Source organism: Methylorubrum subtropicum, from assembly GCF_038442325.1.
GTDB classification, from domain to species: Bacteria; Pseudomonadota; Alphaproteobacteria; order Rhizobiales; family Beijerinckiaceae; genus Methylobacterium; species Methylobacterium subtropicum.
In genome coordinates this window covers 19,689-38,148 of the sequence record NZ_JBBXMW010000006.1, presented here as the reverse complement: position 1 = coordinate 38,148, position 18,460 = coordinate 19,689, and the positions used below count along the sequence as shown (strand labels likewise).

The window sequence follows — 18,460 nt, the reverse complement described above, 5'->3', positions numbered from 1 at the left end:
TGCGTGACGTGACGACAGGATGAAGGCGATGCCCGTGGTCTTGCGCTCCTTGAGCGACTTCAAGAAGTTCCTGCGCAAGCCCGGCGCGACGCTCCGCATCGTCCAGAACACCTTCGTCGAGCGCCAGGACGCGGCCTCGCAGGAGGCCTACCGCCGCAAGGGCCTGTACGAACCGCGGACGGTGCGGGCCCTGTCGAAGCGCGCGGCGGTGTTCGACGTGGCCGGCCACGACACCACGGTGTGGCTCTACTGGGACCGCGGCACCCGCCACTGGCGCTTCTCCGGCGACACCGTGACGGTGCCGCTCCACGCCGCCCTGGGTCCGCCGGACGCGGTCGTCTACCGCTGCAGCCTGCCCGAGCCGGAACGCAAACCGGCCCATCGCCCGTCACCGCGCCCGGCCCCGAGCGGGCCGGCGGTGCAGACCTCGTTCGGGTTCTGATCCGGCCGGGACGGACCTGCATCGTATGAATATCGACAATCCTCCGCACGCGCCGCGCTTCGACCGGTTCTCGTGACCTCAAGCGCGGCACGCCTCTGTGAAGCACCCGAATCAACCGGTCAGCCGCCCCGTCTCGACCGAACCTCAGCTTGCCCAGATCACCTTGAACGGTGCGAAAGGAACCGTGCGGAGGGCCAGATCGCTCGAATGACGGCGCTGCACCACACGATTTCTCGATTTTGGTAGTCACTTCCCGGGAAAACCCCCTGAAACCCACTTGAACTGTGCGGCAATCCTTATACTTCGAAGATCGTGGGGCAAATCAGGAATTGCAGCATGTCGGAAGCCAGTCAGGTGTCTCAGCTCGATCGTGTCGAACTCGCCGCGGATCTCGTCTCGGCCTATGTCTCGAATAACTCTCTTCCGTCGGCCGAGCTTCCGGCCCTGATCACGCAGGTGCATGCCGCCCTGACCAGCCTGTCGGCGCCGCAGGCCCCGCAGGAAGAAGAAATCGAGAAGGCTTCGTCCGCCCAGATCAAGAAGTCGATCACGCCGGACGCGCTGATCTCCTTCATCGACGGCAAGCCGTACAAGACGCTCAAGCGCCACCTGACCACGCACGGCCTCGACATCGAGGGCTACCGCCGCCGCTACGGCCTGCCGGCCGATTACCCGACGGTCTCGGCGAACTACTCGGCGGCCCGCTCGGCGCTCGCCAAGGATCTCGGCCTCGGCCAGCAGCGCCGCAAGCCCGCGCCCAAGACCGCCGCCGCGGACGAGGCCGTCTCCGAGACGCCCGCCCCGCGCAAGGCCGCGGGCGAAGGCCGCAAGACCGGCGGTCGCCGCAAGGCCGCGGCCTGATCCGAGGATTGGGAAGACTCCCATCGCGTGAGCGTGGTGGGAGTGTCGAATACCCGCACCGTCATTGCGAGGCGGAGCCGAAGCAATCCAGGGCTCCGCACTCATTGGATAAGGCGAGCGCGATCCGACGATTGGTTCGCCGCGATCCGTGAACACAAGCACGAACGAGAAGAGGCCGCCCTTGGGCGGCCTCTTCTCGTTTGGAAGACTGTCAGCGACGAAAACCCGCCGATCAGGCGTCCGGCATCGCCGACTGGATGAACCGGTCGGAGGACAGATCCTCCTCGTCGTAGCCGAGCAGCTCGGCCAGGCGCCCGCGGGCGCGGCTGACGCGGCTCTTCACCGTGCCGACCTTGCAGCCCATGATGGTGGCGGCCTCCTCGTAGGAGACGCCTTCGGCGCCGACCAGCACCAGCGCCTCGCGCTGGTCCGGCGGCAGCTTGGCGAGTGCCGTCTGGAGGTCCTCCACGTCGAGCCGGTCGCCCTGGTGCGGGGCGGTGGCGAGGCGGGCGGCGTAGGAGCCGTCCTGATCCTCGACCTCGCGCACGCGCTTGCGGTGGTCCGAGTAGAAGATGTTGCGCAGGATCGTGAAGAGCCACGCGTTGAGGTTGGTGCCGGGCTGGAACCGGGCGCGGTGCTGCCAACCCTTCAACAGGGTGTCCTGCACGAGGTCGTCGGAGCGGGCCGGGTTCGAGGTCAGCGACAGGGCAAACGCCCGGAGCGACGGCACCGCGGCGAGCAGGCCGTTGCGGAACTCGGGGTCCACCCGCTCGCCCTGCGCCCTGAGGGCGGCTTCGAGCTTGCCGATCAGGTCGGAGAAGCGGGTCGGCGTGTCCTCGCCCGCGCCCAGCGTCTCGTAGACGGTGCGCAGGTGGTCGCCGAGATGCGTGCGGATGGAATCGGAGAGCTTGGGCCGGCCGTCGGTCATCGCGGGGCGATCCAGGGTGGCGTCGGTGTCGTTGTGCATCGGGCTCTGGCGATCACTGAAGCGGCGAGGGTCTCGGGCGGCGGTCGCGGGTCCGAGCGTGGCTTAACATAGTTGTAGCGCATCGGACGCTCCGGCGCACCCTGCGGCGGGCGAATACGGCCGCGCTTGCGCAGTCTGGGGCGTGAAAGCCACACCCATGAGAAGAGATGGCCCCGCACCGACGACCCGAGGATGCGGCAAATCGGACGAGGCGCGCCGCACGCCAGTGATGGGCGCGCCGCCGGCTCGCGGAACCTTGATCGGACCGCCGTCGGACTGCGGATGCTTTTCGCGGTGGCCCGGAATGCTCCACCGTCATTCCGGGGCGCGAAGCGAACCCGGAATCCACGACTGGCCGCGACGCCGTGTGATGCCGCGCATCACGGGTGGATTGCACGCCTCCGGCGCGCCCCTCCGGGTCCGGGTTCCGCTACGCGGCCCCGGAATGACGGGCGTTTGCGGCGGCGTCAGCCCCCGATCACCCGCACGTCGCCGTCGGTGAGGACCAGGGTGTCGCCGCGGGACAGCTCGGTCCAGGTCTCGTCGCGGGTCAGCGCGCGGGTGGCGATCACGGTGACGATGTCGGTCTCGGTGGTCTCCTGGGCGAAGTCCACGCGCCAATCCTCGTCGATCAGGGTCGCGGTGCCGAAGGGGGCGCGACGGGTGAGGTAGCACAGGCGCTTGCCGCAATGGGCGTAGAGGGTGCGGCTGTCGGAGAGCAGCATGTTGAACACGCCGAGTTCCGATAGGTCGCGGGCGAGCCCGGCGATCACGGATTCGAGCCGGGCCGGGCGCGGCGCCTTGGGGAAGCGCGCCTGCAACTGCGACAGCATCCAGCAGAAGGCGTATTCGCTGTCGGTGGTGCCGACCGGCTCGAACCCGCCGAGCGGCAGCTTCTTCACGCCCTTGAGCTGGCCGTTATGGGCGAAGGTCCAGCGCCTTCCCCACAATTCGCGGGAGAACGGATGGGTGTTCTCCAGGCTGACCCGGCCGCGGTTGGCCTTGCGCACGTGGGCCACGACGATGCGGCTCTTGATCGGATAGCGGCGCAGAAGCTTCGCAAGTTCGGAGCGGGCGCTGGGCTCGGGATCGTGGAACGCGCGGCAGCCGCGGCCCTCGTAGAAGGTGATGCCCCAGCCGTCGGCGTGGGGACCGGTTTCCCCGCCGCGCTTCGCGAGCGCCGCGAACGAGAAGCGGATGTCGGTCGGCACGTTGGCGCTCATTCCGAGCAGTTCGCACATGGGTCGCGGGTCGTCTTTTCGGTGTCGCGCGGGGAATGCCGGACGGGAGGGCGAGTGTAGAGCGTGCGCCGCGGAAAGGGAGAGTTTTTCCGCGAGAAAAGCCGCTCAACGCCGCTCGGTGAAGCGCCGGGCGGCCTCGCGGCCGGGCCAAGCGGGGGTGACGGCGAGCCCCGGAAACAGCCGCCGCAGCGGGGGCGTCAGCCCCATGGCGAGCCCGGCGACGCCGGCGAGCGCCAGCAGGTCGGTCGTGCCGATGCGGAACTTGCCCGCGAAGGAGGGCGTGACGAACCACGCCATCTCGGCGAGATGCGCCGCCACGACGAAGGCCGCGACGAACCGGGTGCGGTTGTCGCCCGGCCGCAGGGTGAGGGCGGCGGCGAGCGCCACGAGGAGGCCGGAGACGATCATGAGGGCGCGGCCCGCCGTGCCGCCGCGGACGCCGTACCATGCGGCCGCCGCCGGGTCGGAGCCGAGCATCAGGAACTGCACCGCGTGCAGGCCCGCCGAGACGAGGAGCAGGACGGCGAGCGGCGTCATCCGGTCGTGGCGGCGCCGGGCCGGGCCGATGTCGGGCGGGGCGATCAGCACCGCGGCGGCGAGCGCGAGGCTCGACCACGCCGCCATCGCGAGCAGGCCGAAGGCGGCGGCGTGGAAGCGCCCGTCCACCGCCATCACGAGGTCGTCGGCGGCCAGCGTCCCGACCACGGTGTGGAGGCCGAGCCCCAGCACCGCCCGCCCGTCGTCGATCCGCCCGGCCTTGCCCCAGGGCTCGCCGCCGCGCCGGGCGAAGAGGAGGGCGAGCCCGATCCACAGGGCGAAGGTGACGGCGAGCCGGACCGCGAAGGCGGCGCGCGAGAACCACAGGGCGGCGAACGGCGTGTCCGGTCCGCCTCCGATCTCTGCGCCTTGCGTCCAGGGATAGAGCAGGGGGGCGAGGAAGGGGATCGGCAGGGCGAGCAAAGCGGCCACCGGCATCAGGGCGAGCAGGCCGCGCAGCGTCTCGAGCAGCGCGGTCTCGGGCTGCGGGCGCCACGCATCGGCCCGCTCGATCATGATGGCGACGGGCAGCGCGCCCGCGGGCAGGGCGAGCAGGCAGGTCCAGGCTGCGAGGTAGGATGGGGCGAGCCGCGCCAGACCGTCGAGCCATGCGACGAGGGCGAGGCAGGCGGCGCCGGCCACGAAGGCGGCGAGCGAGCGCCGGGCGGGATCGAGGAAGTAGCCGGCGGCGGTCTTGGCGCCGAGCGCCTTGCGGGCGGCGGCGCCGCGCTCGTCGACGCTCATGATGCGGGCTCCGCCCGGCGCAGGGCGAGCGGTCGCCCGGCCTTCTCCGGCAGGGCCGACAGGCGCCGGGCGAGCGCGCCCGCGGAGGGGCTTTGGGTATCGGGCATGAGGGTGAGGACGAAGACCTCGCGCCAGTCCGAGGGCGGCGCGGCGGCGGGCCGGCGCAGGTGCCACGCCAGCGCCGCGCCGGCCCCGAGGGCGGCGCCCGCCGCCGCCGCGGCGAGCGCGGGAATCGCCAGCCGCGCCCAGGCGAGAGCGGGGATGTCGGAGAGGCTGCCGGGCGCCCGCAGCACCTCGGCGGCGAGGAAGGCGAGGCCCGCCAGCGCGCCGCCGACCAGAGCAGCCTCGCGCACCGCCCGCTCGTCGCGCCGCAGCGCGGCGGCGGCCTCGGGCATCGGCGCGGGGCCGTGGGCTTCGAGGGGGAGCGCGTCGAGCGTGCCGAGGCCGCGCAGGGCCTCGACCAGGGCGGCCTCGGAGGCGAAGGCGGCGGCGAGCCCGGCTTCCGGCGGCGGGCCGGCGGCCCCGGCGGGGAGGGTGACGGGTCTGCGGTTGTGCATGAGGGCGAGCCCGCGCATCTCGGCGACCGAGACCGCGGGCACGAGGCGGAAGGCGGCGATCAACCCGAGCCCGAACAGGGCGGCGGGCCCGGCCATCTCGGCGAGCAGGGCCGCCGCGTAGCCCGTCGCGGGGGGCGGCACGAGCAGGACATGGCCGGCCCCGGCCCCGAGCGCGACGAGGGCGCCGACGAGGCCGAGGGTGACGGGGCTGTGCCGCGCCGCGCCGACCCACAGCGCCTGGGTCGGCAGCAGACCGACCCCCAGCAGCGTCCAGAAGGCCGGCGCCCCGGTGCCTGCCAGCCGCTCGGCCAGGGCGGCGCGCTCGGGCGGAGCGCCGTAGAGCCCGGCCACCACGGCCTCGGTGACGTGGCAGTAGAGCCCGGCGAGGCCGAGCGCCAGGATCAGGCGCCCGAGGATGTCGAGATGGCGCCCGGTGACGAAGCCGTCGAAGCCCGGTGCACGGCGCAGGGCGGCGGCGAGCGCCGCGATCAGCCCCGCCCCCGACAGCACCGCGCCGACCACGAGGGCGACGGGCAGCAGGGTGTCGGAGCGGTCGCCGAGGCTTGCGAGCGTCAGGGCGAGGTCGGTCTGGAGCGCGAAGGCCGCGAGCAGGCCGGCCAGCGCCAGCGCCCGGCAGGCCCGCTCCCAGGCGAGCCATTGCCGGGCCGATCCGTGCCACCGGAGCGCGGCGCGGCGGTAGAGCCGGGCGCGCCACGGGGGCATCTCCGGCCGCGCGCGCAGGTCGGCGAGATCGGGCACGAGGGCCGCCGCCCACAGGCCGAGCGCGCAGAGCGTCAGCGCGATCAGCGCGGTCCGGTCGCCGGGGGCGGGGTGGAGCAGCGCCACGAGGCAGGCGGCAAGCGCCGCGGTCTGGGCGAGCCGGCCGATGCCGCAGCGCCAATCGACGCGGGCGAGCAGCAACAGCCCGAAGATGGTCAGGCAGCCGGAGGCGAGCCCCGCCCACCAGCCGAATCCGGCCGCAGGGAAGGGCGCCTGCACCGGGGCGAGGACGAGCCAGCCCAGGAGCGCGACGGGCAGCGCGATCTGCGCCAGCCGCCGGGCGGGGCCCGCGGGCGCCAGCACGGCGCGGGCGGCGGCCGCGCCGATCCCCGCCACGGTGACGGTGGGCGACACGACCGGGGGGCCGAGCAGGCGCTCGTCGGCCGAGGGGCCCAAGCCCGCAGCCGGGGGAGGGAAGGGCGGACGCCGCGTCATGACCGCCGGACCGGACCTCATTCTGAACGGATACGATAGGCGGAATCGGGCCGGCGACCCGCCGCGGGATGTGTCCCGGCGCACCTCAAAGAGCAACCGCCATGCCCGAATGCAATGGGGCCGTCCGGCGCACCGGGCTTGCGCCGCAGCCTATCCATGCGAAGAGGGCGGGGCGCCGCCTTCGCCGCCCATCTGAAATCGCCGTGCGAGCCGCCGATGCCCCATCGAACCACCGCGAACGGCCTCGCCGCAAGGCCCGCTCATGCAGCGTGATCCGATCCTGTTCGCCTGGGCCTCCGCGCCGCGGCGCCACGCGGCGGCGCTCGGGCTCGCGGTCGGCCTCGGGAGCCCGCTCGCGCTGTTCGTGCTGATCTGCCTGCGCGACCTCATCGCCGTGCTGACCCGCTCGAGCCCCGACGCGCTGCCGTTCCTGCGCATCGCCCTGCCGCTGCCGGGCCATCACCTCAACGAGGCGCCGGTGCTGTTCTCCGGCTGGCTCCTGCCGCCGTCCGAACTGCCGCTGATGGCGCTGTCCGCGCTCAGCGTCGCGGCGCTGGCGCTCGCCGCGCTCGGCGGCGTCGTGGCGCTCCTGTGCTTCTCGGTCCAGGCGCGGGCGACCGCGCGGCTGCGGACGCGGGCGCGGGAAGCCATTCTCGCCTCGCCGCCCGGCGCGCGGGAAGACCTGCGGGCGCTGCCCGGCCTGGTCGGGCGGGCGCTCGCCCGGATGGGGATGGTCTCGGCGGTCGGCGTCGTCCTGCCGGGGCTGACCGTCGCGGCGATCCTGCTGGCGCTGGTGATGGCCGAACTCGCCGCGCCCCGCCTCGTCCCGGTGGTCGCGCTGCTGCTGGTCGCCACGGGGCTCGCCCGCGCGCTGCTGCTCGGCCGCGCCGCCGCCCGCGCGCGCCTGCGCCGCGACGACACCGCCGCCACGGAAGCGGGCCTGCGCGACCTGATCCGCCGCATGCCCGCCGTGCGCGCCCACGGCGCCGCAGCGTTCGAGCGCCGCCGCCTCGGGCTTCGCGCGCGGGCCGCCCGCTCGGCCCTGGTGCGGGCGGAAGCCCGGCTCGCCTATGCCCGCGCTCCGGCGCTGGCGCTCGTGGTGATCCTGCCCGCGCTCCTCATCGCCACCGCCCTGTGGCAGGGCGAGGCGGCGACAGAAGCCGACAACGTGCTCCCCGGCGCGCTCGCCGCGGCCGCGGGCGCCTTCGGCATCGCCGCGCTCCTCGTCTCGGCCTGCCTGCGGCTCTGGGCCGAGCGCCGGGCCGTCGCCCCGCTGTTTCGCGACATCGCCGCCATCGTCGAGGCGCTGGAACCGAGGCCCGCCGGCGCGGCGCGCGACTTCGCGCCGTTCCCGCAAGCGGGCGTGCTCGCGGCCAAGGGCGTGGGTGCCTACGATCCGGCGAGCGGCGAGCGGCTCACCGGCGTCGATCTCACCCTGCCGATGCCGGCCCACATCGCCCTCGTCGGCCCGCGCGGCAGCGGCGTGCGGGCGCTGGCCGCTCTGCTCGCCGGCCAGATCGAGCCGACCGCGGGCGCGCTCACCTATGGTGGCACGCCGCTGCGCGCCTTCGAGCCCGCCGAGCGGGCCCGGCGCATCGCGCTCGCGGGCGCCGAGGCCATCCTGATCGAGGGGACGCTTCGCCAGAACCTGCTCTACGGCGCCCGCAGCGGCGACCGCGAGGCGTCGGGCATCGCCGAGCGCATCGCCATCCTCAAGCTCACCGGACTCGACGCCTTCGTCTACGAGCGGGGCCTCGAAGCCTCGGTCGACCCGGAGGACGACCCCGCCACCGCCGAGGCCGTGGTCGCCGCCCGCCGGGCCGTGCGCGAGGCGCTCGCCGCGCAGGGGATGGAGCGGCTGGTCGAGCCGTTCGACCCCGCCCGCTACAACCATCAGGCCGATCTCGGCGAGAACCTGCTGTTCGGCGAGGCGGTCGGCCCGGCCTTCTCGCCCGCGCGGCTCGCCGCCCACCCCTATCTGCGCGCCGTGCTGGAAGCCGAGGACCTGACCCGGACGCTGGTCGAGGTCGGGCTGCAGGTCGCCCGCTCCACCGTCGAAATCTTCTCTGACCTCCCCGACGGTCACCCGCTGTTCGAGACCTTCTCGCTGTTCCCGGCCGACGAGCGCGGCTATTTCGAGGATCTCGTCGCCCGCCAGCCGGAGGCCCGCGCCTTCCGCCGCGGCCCGGCCGGGCAGCGCGACCGCGAGCGGCTGATCGGGCTCGCTTTGCGCTACAACGAGACCCGCCACCGCTTCGGCCTGATCGACGTCGCGCTGGAAGAGCGCCTCGTCGCCGCCCGCCACTCCTTCGCCGCGCTGCTCCCCCCGCGCTACCGCGAGAAGGTCGAGTTCTACGATCCCGCCCGGCTCACCGCCGCCGCGAGTCTCGAGGAGAACCTGCTGTTCGGCCGCATCACGCAAGGGGAGGCCGGGGCCGAGGCACGGGTCCGCACGCTGGTGCGCCGGGTGCTGGCCGAGCAGGGGCTGGAGCCGACGGTCTATCGTCTGGGGCTCGCCACCCGCATCGCCGCCGGCACCGCGGGCACGGCGCCGGGCCAGCGCGCGGTTTTGGGGGAGGGCGCCATCGGCCCGCGCGAGCGGGTGGCGATCGAGTTCGTGCGCTGCCTCGTGCGCCGCCCCGACATCCTCGTCGTCGGCTCGACGCTGGACGAGCGCAAGCCCGACGAGATCACCGCCCGCATCGCCCGCCTGCGCGCCGTCCGCGCGGGCGCCGGCCTGATCGTCTGCTTGCCCGACGAGGCGACGCTCCGCCGTCAGGCCCCGTTCGACGCGGTGATCCGGGTGGAGCGGAATACGGTGACCGGCATCGACGGGTTGCGGCTGGAAGCGCCCGCCCAGCGGGCGCCGGCGTGACTTGGCATATCCCACCCTCACCCTCATCCTGAGGTGCCCGCCTCGGCGGGCCTCGAAGGAGGGCTCCAGGGATCGCTGAGCGCACTGGAACCCTCCTTCGAGGCTACGCTACGCTTCGCACCTCAGGATGAGGGGGTTTGTGGGGATACGGCGGTCCTTCACACCTTGAGCGTCGGCCCCCGCAAATCCGCCTCAAACGTCGCGCAGGCATTGGGCCGTGCCGCCGCGGGCGGCGCCGGCCTAAGTGTCTCTCATGAAACTCCCGACCCCATGCGGGCCCGCATGGGGTCGGGAGTTTCATGAGGCACTTCTCCGCCGGTCTCGATCGAGACGGTGCATGCTCCTCCCCGACGCGCCCGCTGCCCTTCTCCGCCGCCTCCTGCTGGCGCTCCTCGCGCTGTTCGCCGTCGCGGTGCCGGCCCGCGCCGACAAGGCGAGCCAGCCGATCCCTGCCGCCACCCTGGCGCTGATGACCGCTAAGGGCACCACGGCCGCGTCCCCCATCCTGCTGCGGGCCTACAAGCGCGAATCCGAGATCGAGCTGTGGAAGCGCAACGGCGCCGGGCGCTACGTGCCGATCAAGACCTACCCGATCTGCCGCTGGTCGGGGCAGCTCGGGCCCAAGACGAAGAACGGCGACCGGCAGGTGCCGGAGGGGTTCTACACCGTGGCCAAGAGCCAGATGAACCCGAACTCGCGCTACTACCTCTCCTTCGACATCGGCTATCCCAACGCCTACGACCGGGCCCACGGCGCCACCGGCTCGGCGATCATGGTGCACGGCATCTGCTCGTCGATGGGGTGTTTCGCCATGACGGATCAGGTCGCGGGCGAGCTGTTCGCGGTGGCCCGCGAGGCCTTTGCCGGCGGGCAGACGGCCTTCCAGTTCCAGGCCTTCCCGTTCCGGATGACGGCCGCCAACATGGCCCGCCACCGCACCGACCCGAACATCGGCTTCTGGCGCCAGCTGAAGGAGGGCTCCGACCGGTTCGAGGCCACCGGCGAGGAGCCGGTCGTCGGGGTCGCCGCCGGGCGCTACGCCTTCCAGCCTTCGCGAGACCCGGACAAGGAAGCCGCCGCGCAGGCGCTCCACCGGAGCGAGAACGAGCGCATCGCCGAGATGACGGAAGAGGGGGCGGCGGCCGTGCGCACCACCTATTCCGACGGCGGCCAGCACGCCTTCTGGGCCCACCGCATCAGCCAGGGCTTTCCCGTCGGCGACATCAGCCGACCCGAGGCCTTGGCCTATGCCGGCCAGGAGGTCGTGCTGATCGCCGCCCGGCGCAAACCGGTGCCGCCCGCCGCGATGCCGGAGAGCCTGTGGGCCGCGGTGATCGGGCCGGGCACGCCGTTCTATTCGTATCGCGCGGCCTACCGGGCGCCGTTCGAGGGCGGGCCGACGCCCCTGTTCGCGTCCGCCACCCGCTACGAGGAGACCCTGCCGCGCCTCGTGCGCGCCGCCCTCGACGGCGGCCTTGCTCCGCCCGCCTTCGCCGATCCGCAACCGACGGTCGAGCGCGTGGCGCAGCGCTGACTTTACACAGATCAAAACGCCGTGTGCGGGCTCGCACACGCACCCGCATGGCCGCCGCCCATCTCAGCGCGGTACACTCCGGCCGCATAGAAGGCCGAAGGACCGCCGCGGATCGTCAAGCGGATGCGTGCGGCGGCGCTGTCACTGTGGAAGGCTCGGGACCCCGCCCGGGCAACGGTAGCGACCCATGACCCTGACGAGTCCGGCCAAGGACGACGCCCTCACCTTACGTTTCTGGGGCGTACGCGGTTCGACGCCTACGAGCGGCCCGGAGACGGCCGAGTTCGGCGGCAATACGCCGTGCCTCGAAGTCCGCTGCGGCGAGCGCCTGTTCGTGATCGACGCGGGCTCCGGCCTCGGCGCCTTCGGCCGCGGCTGCCGCGACGAGTTGCCGAAAGAGATCGACCTGCTGTTCAGCCATCTCCATCTCGACCACAGCGCCGGCCTGCCCTTCTTCAAGCCCGCCGTGCTCGACGCGGAGCGCACCATCCACACCTATTGCGGGAATCTCGACGGGCAGAGCGCCCAGGCGGCGCTGGACCGGCTGTTCTCGCCGCCGCTCTTCCCCGTCACCCTCGACATCCTGCCCTGCACCTTCCGCCACCACGGCTTCCGGGCGGGCGAGCCGCTGACCTTCGCCGACGGGTCGCGGGTCGACACCATCCTGCTCGACCATCCGCAGGGCTCGACAGGCTTCCGCTTCGACCACGCGGGCAAGCGGCTGTGCGTCATCAGCGACATCGAGCACGGCGCCAACTGGCCCGACCCGGCGCTGCTGCGCTTCGTCGAGGGCGCCGACCTGATCGTCTACGACGGCATGTTCACCGAGGGCGAATATCCCTGCTGCAAGGGCTGGGGCCATTCCACGTGGCAGAAGGGCGTGGAGCTGGCCAAAGCCGCCCACGCCAAGGCGCTCGCCATCATCCACCTCCATCCCTGCCATTCCGACGCGCAACTGCGCGGGGTCGAGGCCGAGATGCAGGCCGAGATGCCCACCGCCTTCATCGCCCGCGAGCGCCAGTCGATCGAAGTCGGCCGCCCCCTGGTGGCTTTGGCCGAGCCGCCGGTGCGGGCCGTGGCGCGGCGGGCTTGAGGGCGGCGATCACGCTGCTGCGGGACTTTGCAAAGGCGGTTTCGCCGGACTACCTTCTCCCGATGACGAAACCGGTTCGCCTGGAAGGGGACTTGCAACGGTGGCCGACGGCCCCCGTCCTCTTCGGCACGGTGGCACTCCGCAGCGATCAGACCTCCTGGGACGGGGAGCGCGTACCGGCCGGTGCGTCCGGCACGGTGGTGGAGGTTCTGAAAGGCGGCGAGGCTTATGTCGTCGATGTCGTGGAGCCGTTCGACGCTGTCGTGACCGTTGTGGCGCACGAACTGAACGTCGTCATCGACGACGACTGACGCTTGCTCGACGCGGACCACCCTCTCTTCGTTCGCGTCGTCGACCGGAGGAAGATCACCGACTACCTCTTGAGCCAAGCGTCAGCCAAGGCTGACAGCCGCTACCGCTTCTTCACGAGCTTCGGCTTCGATCCTGACGATCCACAGAGGCTGATCGACGCGATCCACCGCCATCCCGAGACAGGTCTCGTCACTCGATTACCGGACGATGCGTACGGGCAGCGCTGGAACGTCGTCGGCCCGATCAGCACGCCGGACGGTCGCAATCCGGTGATCCGGACAGGCTGGATCAAGGACGCAGCGGGGCCTGCGCGCTTCATCACCGCGATCCCGCAGGCCGAATAGCGAATGGCCTTGCCGAGGGCGTTCGGCAAGGCCTTCGGATAGCTTCGACCCGAGCCAAAACCCTCACATCGCCGTCGTCGCCCGGCCCCCCTCCTCGCGCCCGATGCGGCTGTGGCGGCGGCTCCAGGCGAAGTAGATGATCAGCCCGATGCCGAGCCAGATGATCAGGCGCAGCCAGGTCTCGCCGTCGAGCGAGACCATCATGGCGGCGCAGGAGACCACGCCGAGGATCGGCACCAGCGGCACCAGCGGGGTGCGGTAGGCGCGCGGCGCGTCGGGCTGGGTCCGGCGCAGGATGATCACGCCGATGCAGACGAGGATGAAGGCCAAGAGCGTGCCGATGCTGGTCATGTGGCCGAGTTGGCTGATCGGCAGGAAGCCGCCGAGCGCGCTGGTGAACACCATGAAGAACAGGTTCGAGCGGTAGGGCGTCTTCCATTTCGGGTGGATCGCCGAGAAGAAGCCCGGCAGCAGCCGGTCCTGGCTCATGGTGTAGAACACCCGGCTCTGGCCGAGCAGCAGCACGAGGATCACGGTCGAGAAGCCGCAGATCACGCCGAAGGTGACGAGGCCCTTGAGCCACGGGAACGGCGTCTGGGCGATGGCCGTGTTCACCGGCGCCGCGTCGCCCTTCATGGCGTCGTAGTGGACGAGGCCGGTCAGCACGCCCGCGAAGGCGATGTAGAGGATCGTGCAGATGAACAGCGAGCCGAGGATGCCGATCATCATGTTGCGCTGGGGGTTCTTGGCCTCCTGCGCCGCGGTCGAGACCGCATCGAACCCGACATAGGCGAAGAACACGACGCCCGCCGCCCGCATCACGCCGCTCCAGCCGTACTCGCCGAAGGTGCCGGTGTTGGCCGGCAGAAAGGGGTCGTAGTTCTGCGCCTTGATGTAGAACAGGCCCACCCCGATCACGGTGAGCACGACGGCGATCTTCACGAGCACCACCGCGCCGTTGACGCGGGCCGATTCGCGGATGCCGACCATCAGCAGGGCCGAGGCCGCCACGATGATGAAGATCGCAGGCAGATTGACGAGGCCGTGGGCCATGGTGCCGTCGGCGAGCTGGTAGGTCTCGAACGGCGAGTGGACCAGCGCCCCCGGCAACGTGACGCCCACCGTGTCCTGAAGGAAGCGCGTGACGTAGCGCGACCAGCTCACCGAGACGGTGGCGGCGCCCACCGCGTATTCGAGCACGAGGTCCCAGCCGATGATCCAGGCGATGAACTCGCCCATGGTGGCGTAGGCGTAGGTGTAGGCCGAGCCCGCCACCGGGATCATGCCGGCGAGCTCCGAGTAGCACATGCCGGCAAACGCGCAGGCGATCGCCGCGATGGCGAAGGAGATGACGACGGCGGGGCCGGCATGCTCGGCGGCGGCGATGCCGGTGAGCGAGAACAGCCCCGCCCCGATCACCGCACCGATGCCGAGCCCGATCAGGCTCCAGGGCCCGAGATGGCGCTCCAGCTTGTTGTCGCCGGCCTCCGCGTCGGCGTTCAGCCGCTCCAGCGTCTTGATCCGAAACAGGTCGCTCGCCAAGCCTGACGCCATGTCCGTCCGCCACTCCCGCCGGAGAAAACCTTTGCCGTAAACCGATCTGGTTCTCTCGAAACCGAGATCAATCCCGAAACCGCCGGCCTAGCAACGGGCTGACGCGACTTCGGCGTGCAAGGGACGGGCCGGAGGCGGCGGGATGCGCGCCGCGGGGGCTGCGGCGTGGGGCGGAGGCCCTGTCCTCACGCGACTGTGACCACAGTCCTAGAAACATCCCCTCCCGGCCCAGATTGCCCGGAAGCGCCGCCACGTTCGCAGCGCTTCCTTCATCCCAACACAACGAGAAATCGATGACGCCTCAGTTCTGGCTCTGGCTGGGCTTTGCCGGCATGGCCGCGGGTGCCGCCGCCATCCTGTTCCTGGGCAAACGGCGGACGCAAGCCGAGGAGGCGGACACGATCATCCACGGGATCGTGCCGATCATCGCCGCTTGCTCGTACTTCGCGATGGCTACGGGGCAGGGCAGCCTTGTCCTCCCAGCCGGGCCCGAGGCGGCGGAGGCCGCGCGCCAGTTCTACTTCGCCCGCTACATCGACTGGGCCTTCACCACGCCGCTGCTGCTCGTCGGCCTCTCGCGCACCGCGATGCATTCGGGCCTGCGCCGCCCGGCGGTGGTGTGGGGCCTGATCGGCTCCGACCTGATCATGATCGTGACCGCCCTGGCCTTCGGCCTGTCCGAGGTCGCCTGGGTGAAGTGGACGTGGTTCGCCATCTCCTGCGGCGCGTTCCTGGCGGTGTTCTACGGCATCTTCGTGCAGCTGCGCGAGGAGAACGCGGCGGAGCGCGGCGACGTGCGCGCGGCCTTCCTGCGCAACGCCGTGTTCCTGACCGTGGTCTGGTGCGCCTATCCGGTGGTGCTGCTCGTCGGGCAGGACGGTCTCGGCCTCCTGTCGCCGACCCTGGCGCTGGGCATCGTCGCGGTGCTCGATCTCACCGCCAAGGTGGCCTATGGCCTGATGGCGACGATCCAGACGACCCGCGCGGTCGATCGCGATCTGACCGAGACCCGCCCCTCGGCCACGCCGCTGCGCCGGGCGGCCTGATGGCCGGCGCGGCTCGCCCCCTCGCTCCGCCCCTCGGGGCGAGCCGCGCCCTCCCGGCGGTGGGGGTACGGCTCCCGCACTCGGCCAGGATCGTGGCCGCCGCCCTGGTCGGGCTCGGCCTGAGCGCCTCGGCGCTCCTGCCGCGGGACGCCTCCTGGCTCGCGGCGCTGGCGGCGACCATCGTGCTCGGCGTGCCCCACGGGGCGCTCGACGGCGCGGTGGCCGCGCCCCTGCTGCGCCCGCGCTTCGGCCGGCTGTGGTTCGGAATCTTCGCCCTGCCGTATCTCGGCCTGTCGGCGCTGGTGCTCGTCGCATGGCAAGTCGCGCCGCTGGTGACCCTGGCGGGCTTCCTGGCTCTGTCGGTCCTGCATTTCGGCGAGGAGGATGCGGGGCCCGGCCGCCCCATCGAGGCGCTCGTGCGCGGGGGGCTGCCGATCGCGCTCCCGGCGCTGCTGCGACCGGAGGAAACCGCCCAGATCTTCGCGCTCGTCGCACGCGTGCCGATGCCGGAGTTGCCCACGTGGTGGAGTGCGGCGGCCTGGCTCTGGCTCGCCGGGGCCGTCCTGTGGCTCGCCATCCACCGGCCGCGCCGCGCGGTGCTGGCCGAATGCGCGGGTCTTGCGGCCGCCTTCTGGCTGCTGCCGCCGCTCACCGCCTTCGCCCTGTACTTCGTCGGCCTGCACGGGCCGCGCCACATGCGCGCCCTGGTGCGCGATCCCGTGCGGGCGCCCGCCATCGACACGATGGGCCGGGCTGTGCGCGCCGCGCTGCCGATCTTCGCCCTCACCCTCGGGCTCGGCGCCGGCCTGTGGCCGCTCTACGCGCCGGGCTCGCCCGGCCCGACGGCCACGCTCCTGGCGCTGACCCTGCAGATGCTGTCCGCGCTGACGGCGCCCCACGTGCTGCTCGACCGGATCGCCTCCGCCCGGCCGCGTCCGGAGGCGGGCTTGCGCGGCTGAAGACCGCTCAGCGTTCCGAGGCCGCCGCGCGCGATCCCGCGACGAGGTCGGCCAGGATCGCCCCGGCCGCCCCCGCGATCTCGGGTCCGGCGGCGGCCGGGGTGCCGGCAGTGAACGGCGGCTGCGGCGCGTATTCCGCCACGAGCTGCGCGGTCTTGGCATAGGCATCGCCGCGCAGGCGGGCGGCGAGCGCCAGGGCGAAGTCGAGGCCGGCGGAGACGCCCGCCGCCGTGACGCGGTTGCGGTCGAACACCACGCGCCCATCGACGGGCTCGGCGCCGAGCAACGGCAGCACCGCGTCGCGGACGCACCAGTGCGAGGTGGCGCGGTAGCCCCGCAGCAGGCCCGCGGCGCCGAGGATCAGCGCGCCGGTGCAGACGCTCGTCACCCAAGTGGCGCGCGCGGCCCGGTCGGCGAGGAAGGCCAGCGTGGCGGCGTCGCGCATCTGCGCGGGCGTGCCGTCGCCGCCGGGAACGAGGAGAACCTCAAGGTCGCGGGTACACGAGTCGAAATCGTGGGTCGCGACGAGCGACAGGCCGGTGTCGCTCATGACCGGCCCGGTGCGGGCGGCGACCCACTCGACGGGTCCGAGGCCCGCGAGCATGGTCTGGGGGCCGACCACGTCCAGCGCCGTCATGCCCGGATAGAGCAGGATCGCGATTGTTTTTGTGACGTTCGATGGCGCCGTGGGCTCGGTGAGGGCCATGGCTCGTTCCGGCAGGGCCAGCGCGGCGGCGAGCGCCGCCGCCGTGAAGGCGCGGCGGTCGAGTGTCGCCGCGTCGTCAGACCGGCCAGGCGACATCGCGATAAGCCCCGTCCCAGAACAGGTATTCGAGCTGGGTCGCGCGGGCATAGGCGCGGTGCATCCGCTCGCGGAGCGCCGGGGAAGCGCCCTCGGCCGCCGCGTCGGTCGCGGCGATCATTGCGGCGACGGCCTGCGCGAAGTCTTCCCCCGCATAGGTATCGATCCAGGCCCGGTACGGATTGTCCGCGGCAGATTTCGAAAAAATGTCGCGGCCGACTTCGGCGTAGATCCAGAAGCACGGGAGCAGGGCGCCGAGCACCACTTCGTAGGGCTCGGCGTAGGCGCTCGCCATCAGCCACGAGACGTAGTGGTCGCAAGGAGGCGACAGCGGCGTGGCGGCAAAGGTCGCAGGGTCGATGCCGTAGGTCTGGAAGAACCCGCCGTGCAGCGCGCGCTCGACCACGATGGCGGTCTCGGCCCCGCGGGCGAACTGGACGATCCGGTCGGGGTCCGGCGCCTTGGCGGCGGCGAGCGCGAGCGCCCGGCCGAAGCCGATCAGGTAATGCGCGTCCTGCACGATGTAGCGGCGGAATCTGTCCGCCCCCAGCGTGCCCGCCGCGAGTTCGGCGTTGAACGGCATGGTGCGGATCGCCTCGTAGGCGGAGAGGTTCCGCGCCCAGGCGTCTTGCGAGAACCGGCTCATCCCTGCCGCTGCGCCTGCGTCACCGCCACGTGGATCAGTTCGGCGAGCGTGCGCACGCGCAGCTTCTGGCGCATCTGCGAGCAGGCGTTGGTGACGGTCTTGTAGGAGACTGAGAGGTCGGCCGCGATGGCGCCGTAGGACTTGCCCTGCGCGAGGCGGGCCAGGATCTGCTGCTCGCGCGGGGTGAGTTGCGTCTCGGGCGTGCGGCGCGGGTCAGCGCGCAGCATCGCGACTTCGGTGGCGAGCCGCCGGTCGAGGAAGACTTCGCCGACGCGCACCCGCTCGAAGGCCTGGAACAGCTCGTTCGAGGCGTGGTCCTTGAGCACGTAGCCGAGCGCCCCGGCCTCCAGCGCGCGGGAGACGATGACCGGATCGTTGTGCATCGAGAAGACCAGCACGCGGGTCTCGGGCTCGATGGCGCGCATGCGGCGGATCAGGGCGAGGCCGGCCAGCCCCGAGCCCTGGAAGGTCAGGTCGCAGATCACGACCTGCGGGCGCAGGCGGTGGAAGGCGCGGTAGCCCGCGACCACGCCGGTCGCCTCCACCACGGTCTCGATCCCGGCATCCTCCAGCACCCGGCGGCAGCCCTGGAGCACGATCGGGTGATCGTCGATGACGAGGACCGGCGCGACGCTCGCCGCGTCCTTGCCCACCGGCCCGCGGCCGGGCAGCCCTCGCGGCGCCTCCCCCTTGGGCGAGGTCGCGGACATCGTCTGCGCGTTCATGGCCGG

17 protein-coding genes are annotated in these 18,460 nt (G+C 72.2%); 9 read left to right on the top strand and 8 right to left on the bottom strand.

The window, feature by feature from the left end; genetic code table 11:
* Positions 1-28: 28 nt before the first annotated feature.
* Both AAHG03_RS10440 and AAHG03_RS10435 read left to right on the top strand, forming a co-directional pair.
* Positions 29-442 (top strand): hypothetical protein, encoded by a 414-nt coding sequence (locus tag AAHG03_RS10440; RefSeq protein WP_342150568.1) that lies wholly within the window; start codon positions 29-31, stop codon positions 440-442.
* 336 nt (positions 443-778) lie between these two features.
* Positions 779-1,303, top strand: a complete 525-nt coding sequence (locus AAHG03_RS10435; protein ID WP_342150567.1) for a Ros/MucR family transcriptional regulator — start codon at positions 779-781, stop codon at positions 1,301-1,303.
* A gap of 232 nt (positions 1,304-1,535) precedes the next feature.
* Here the strand turns inward: AAHG03_RS10435 and AAHG03_RS10430 are convergent, their stop codons facing one another.
* From AAHG03_RS10430 to AAHG03_RS10415, 4 genes are all read right to left on the bottom strand, one after another.
* A complete protein-coding gene (locus tag AAHG03_RS10430) occupies positions 1,536-2,270 on the bottom strand; it encodes a sigma-70 family RNA polymerase sigma factor (protein WP_342150566.1) in 735 nt (244 codons plus the stop codon).
* Between the two features lie 467 nt (positions 2,271-2,737).
* Positions 2,738-3,511 (bottom strand): class II glutamine amidotransferase, encoded by a 774-nt coding sequence (locus tag AAHG03_RS10425; RefSeq protein WP_342150565.1) that lies wholly within the window; start codon positions 3,509-3,511, stop codon positions 2,738-2,740.
* A gap of 105 nt (positions 3,512-3,616) precedes the next feature.
* Entirely contained in the window at positions 3,617-4,792 is a 1,176-nt protein-coding gene (locus AAHG03_RS10420; protein ID WP_342150564.1) for a hypothetical protein, read from the bottom strand.
* Positions 4,789-6,525, bottom strand: a complete 1,737-nt coding sequence (locus AAHG03_RS10415) for a DUF3341 domain-containing protein (RefSeq protein ID WP_342150563.1) — start codon at positions 6,523-6,525, stop codon at positions 4,789-4,791. The genes AAHG03_RS10420 and AAHG03_RS10415 overlap by 4 nt, the downstream gene beginning before the upstream one ends.
* Positions 6,526-6,826: 301 nt before the next feature.
* Here AAHG03_RS10415 and AAHG03_RS10410 point away from each other — a divergent pair, with 301 nt between their 5' ends.
* The 5 genes from AAHG03_RS10410 to AAHG03_RS10390 all read left to right on the top strand — a co-directional run bounded on the left by AAHG03_RS10410 (position 6,827) and on the right by AAHG03_RS10390 (position 12,722).
* Positions 6,827-9,439: an ATP-binding cassette domain-containing protein gene (locus AAHG03_RS10410; RefSeq protein ID WP_342150562.1), complete on the top strand. Its 2,613-nt coding sequence runs from the start codon at positions 6,827-6,829 to the stop codon at positions 9,437-9,439.
* A gap of 337 nt (positions 9,440-9,776) precedes the next feature.
* Positions 9,777-10,973, top strand: coding sequence for a murein L,D-transpeptidase family protein (locus AAHG03_RS10405; RefSeq protein WP_342150561.1), 1,197 nt, complete (start codon positions 9,777-9,779; stop codon positions 10,971-10,973).
* A 187-nt stretch (positions 10,974-11,160) separates the two neighbouring features.
* Positions 11,161-12,066 carry an MBL fold metallo-hydrolase gene (locus tag AAHG03_RS10400; RefSeq protein ID WP_342150560.1) on the top strand — a complete coding sequence of 302 codons (906 nt, stop codon included), beginning with the start codon at positions 11,161-11,163 and terminating at the stop codon, positions 12,064-12,066.
* Entirely contained in the window at positions 12,063-12,377 is a 315-nt protein-coding gene (locus AAHG03_RS10395; RefSeq protein WP_342150559.1) for a hypothetical protein, read from the top strand. Before AAHG03_RS10400 ends, AAHG03_RS10395 begins: the two co-directional genes overlap by 4 nt.
* Positions 12,378-12,380: 3 nt before the next feature.
* A complete protein-coding gene (locus tag AAHG03_RS10390; protein ID WP_342150558.1) occupies positions 12,381-12,722 on the top strand; it encodes a DUF6883 domain-containing protein in 342 nt (113 codons plus the stop codon).
* A 63-nt stretch (positions 12,723-12,785) separates the two neighbouring features.
* Here AAHG03_RS10390 and AAHG03_RS10385 read toward each other — a convergent pair whose 3' ends face one another.
* A complete protein-coding gene (locus tag AAHG03_RS10385; protein ID WP_342150557.1) occupies positions 12,786-14,276 on the bottom strand; it encodes an amino acid permease in 1,491 nt (496 codons plus the stop codon).
* Positions 14,277-14,569: 293 nt separating this feature from the next.
* Between AAHG03_RS10385 and AAHG03_RS10380 the strand changes: the two genes are divergently transcribed.
* Together AAHG03_RS10380 and AAHG03_RS10375 are read left to right on the top strand one after the other, a co-directional pair.
* A complete protein-coding gene (locus AAHG03_RS10380) occupies positions 14,570-15,322 on the top strand; it encodes a bacteriorhodopsin (protein WP_342150556.1) in 753 nt (250 codons plus the stop codon).
* 92 nt (positions 15,323-15,414) lie between these two features.
* On the top strand, positions 15,415-16,281 hold the full coding sequence (locus tag AAHG03_RS10375) for a Brp/Blh family beta-carotene 15,15'-dioxygenase (RefSeq protein WP_342150555.1): 867 nt from the start codon (positions 15,415-15,417) through the stop codon (positions 16,279-16,281).
* 7 nt (positions 16,282-16,288) lie between these two features.
* On the opposite strand, the gene AAHG03_RS10370 is transcribed toward AAHG03_RS10375, so the two are convergent.
* The 3 genes from AAHG03_RS10370 to AAHG03_RS10360 are packed head-to-tail and all read right to left on the bottom strand — an operon-like array spanning position 16,289 to position 18,454.
* A complete protein-coding gene (locus tag AAHG03_RS10370; protein ID WP_412759739.1) occupies positions 16,289-17,083 on the bottom strand; it encodes a DJ-1/PfpI family protein in 795 nt (264 codons plus the stop codon).
* The gene (locus tag AAHG03_RS10365) at positions 17,064-17,729 is read right to left on the bottom strand and encodes a TenA family protein (protein WP_342150554.1); all 666 of its coding nucleotides are present in this window, start codon (positions 17,727-17,729) and stop codon (positions 17,064-17,066) included. The genes AAHG03_RS10370 and AAHG03_RS10365 overlap by 20 nt, the downstream gene beginning before the upstream one ends.
* Complete coding sequence (locus tag AAHG03_RS10360; RefSeq protein WP_342150553.1) at positions 17,726-18,454, bottom strand: response regulator transcription factor; 729 nt, start codon at positions 18,452-18,454, stop codon at positions 17,726-17,728. Before AAHG03_RS10360 ends, AAHG03_RS10365 begins: the two co-directional genes overlap by 4 nt.
* Positions 18,455-18,460 lie beyond the last annotated feature (6 nt).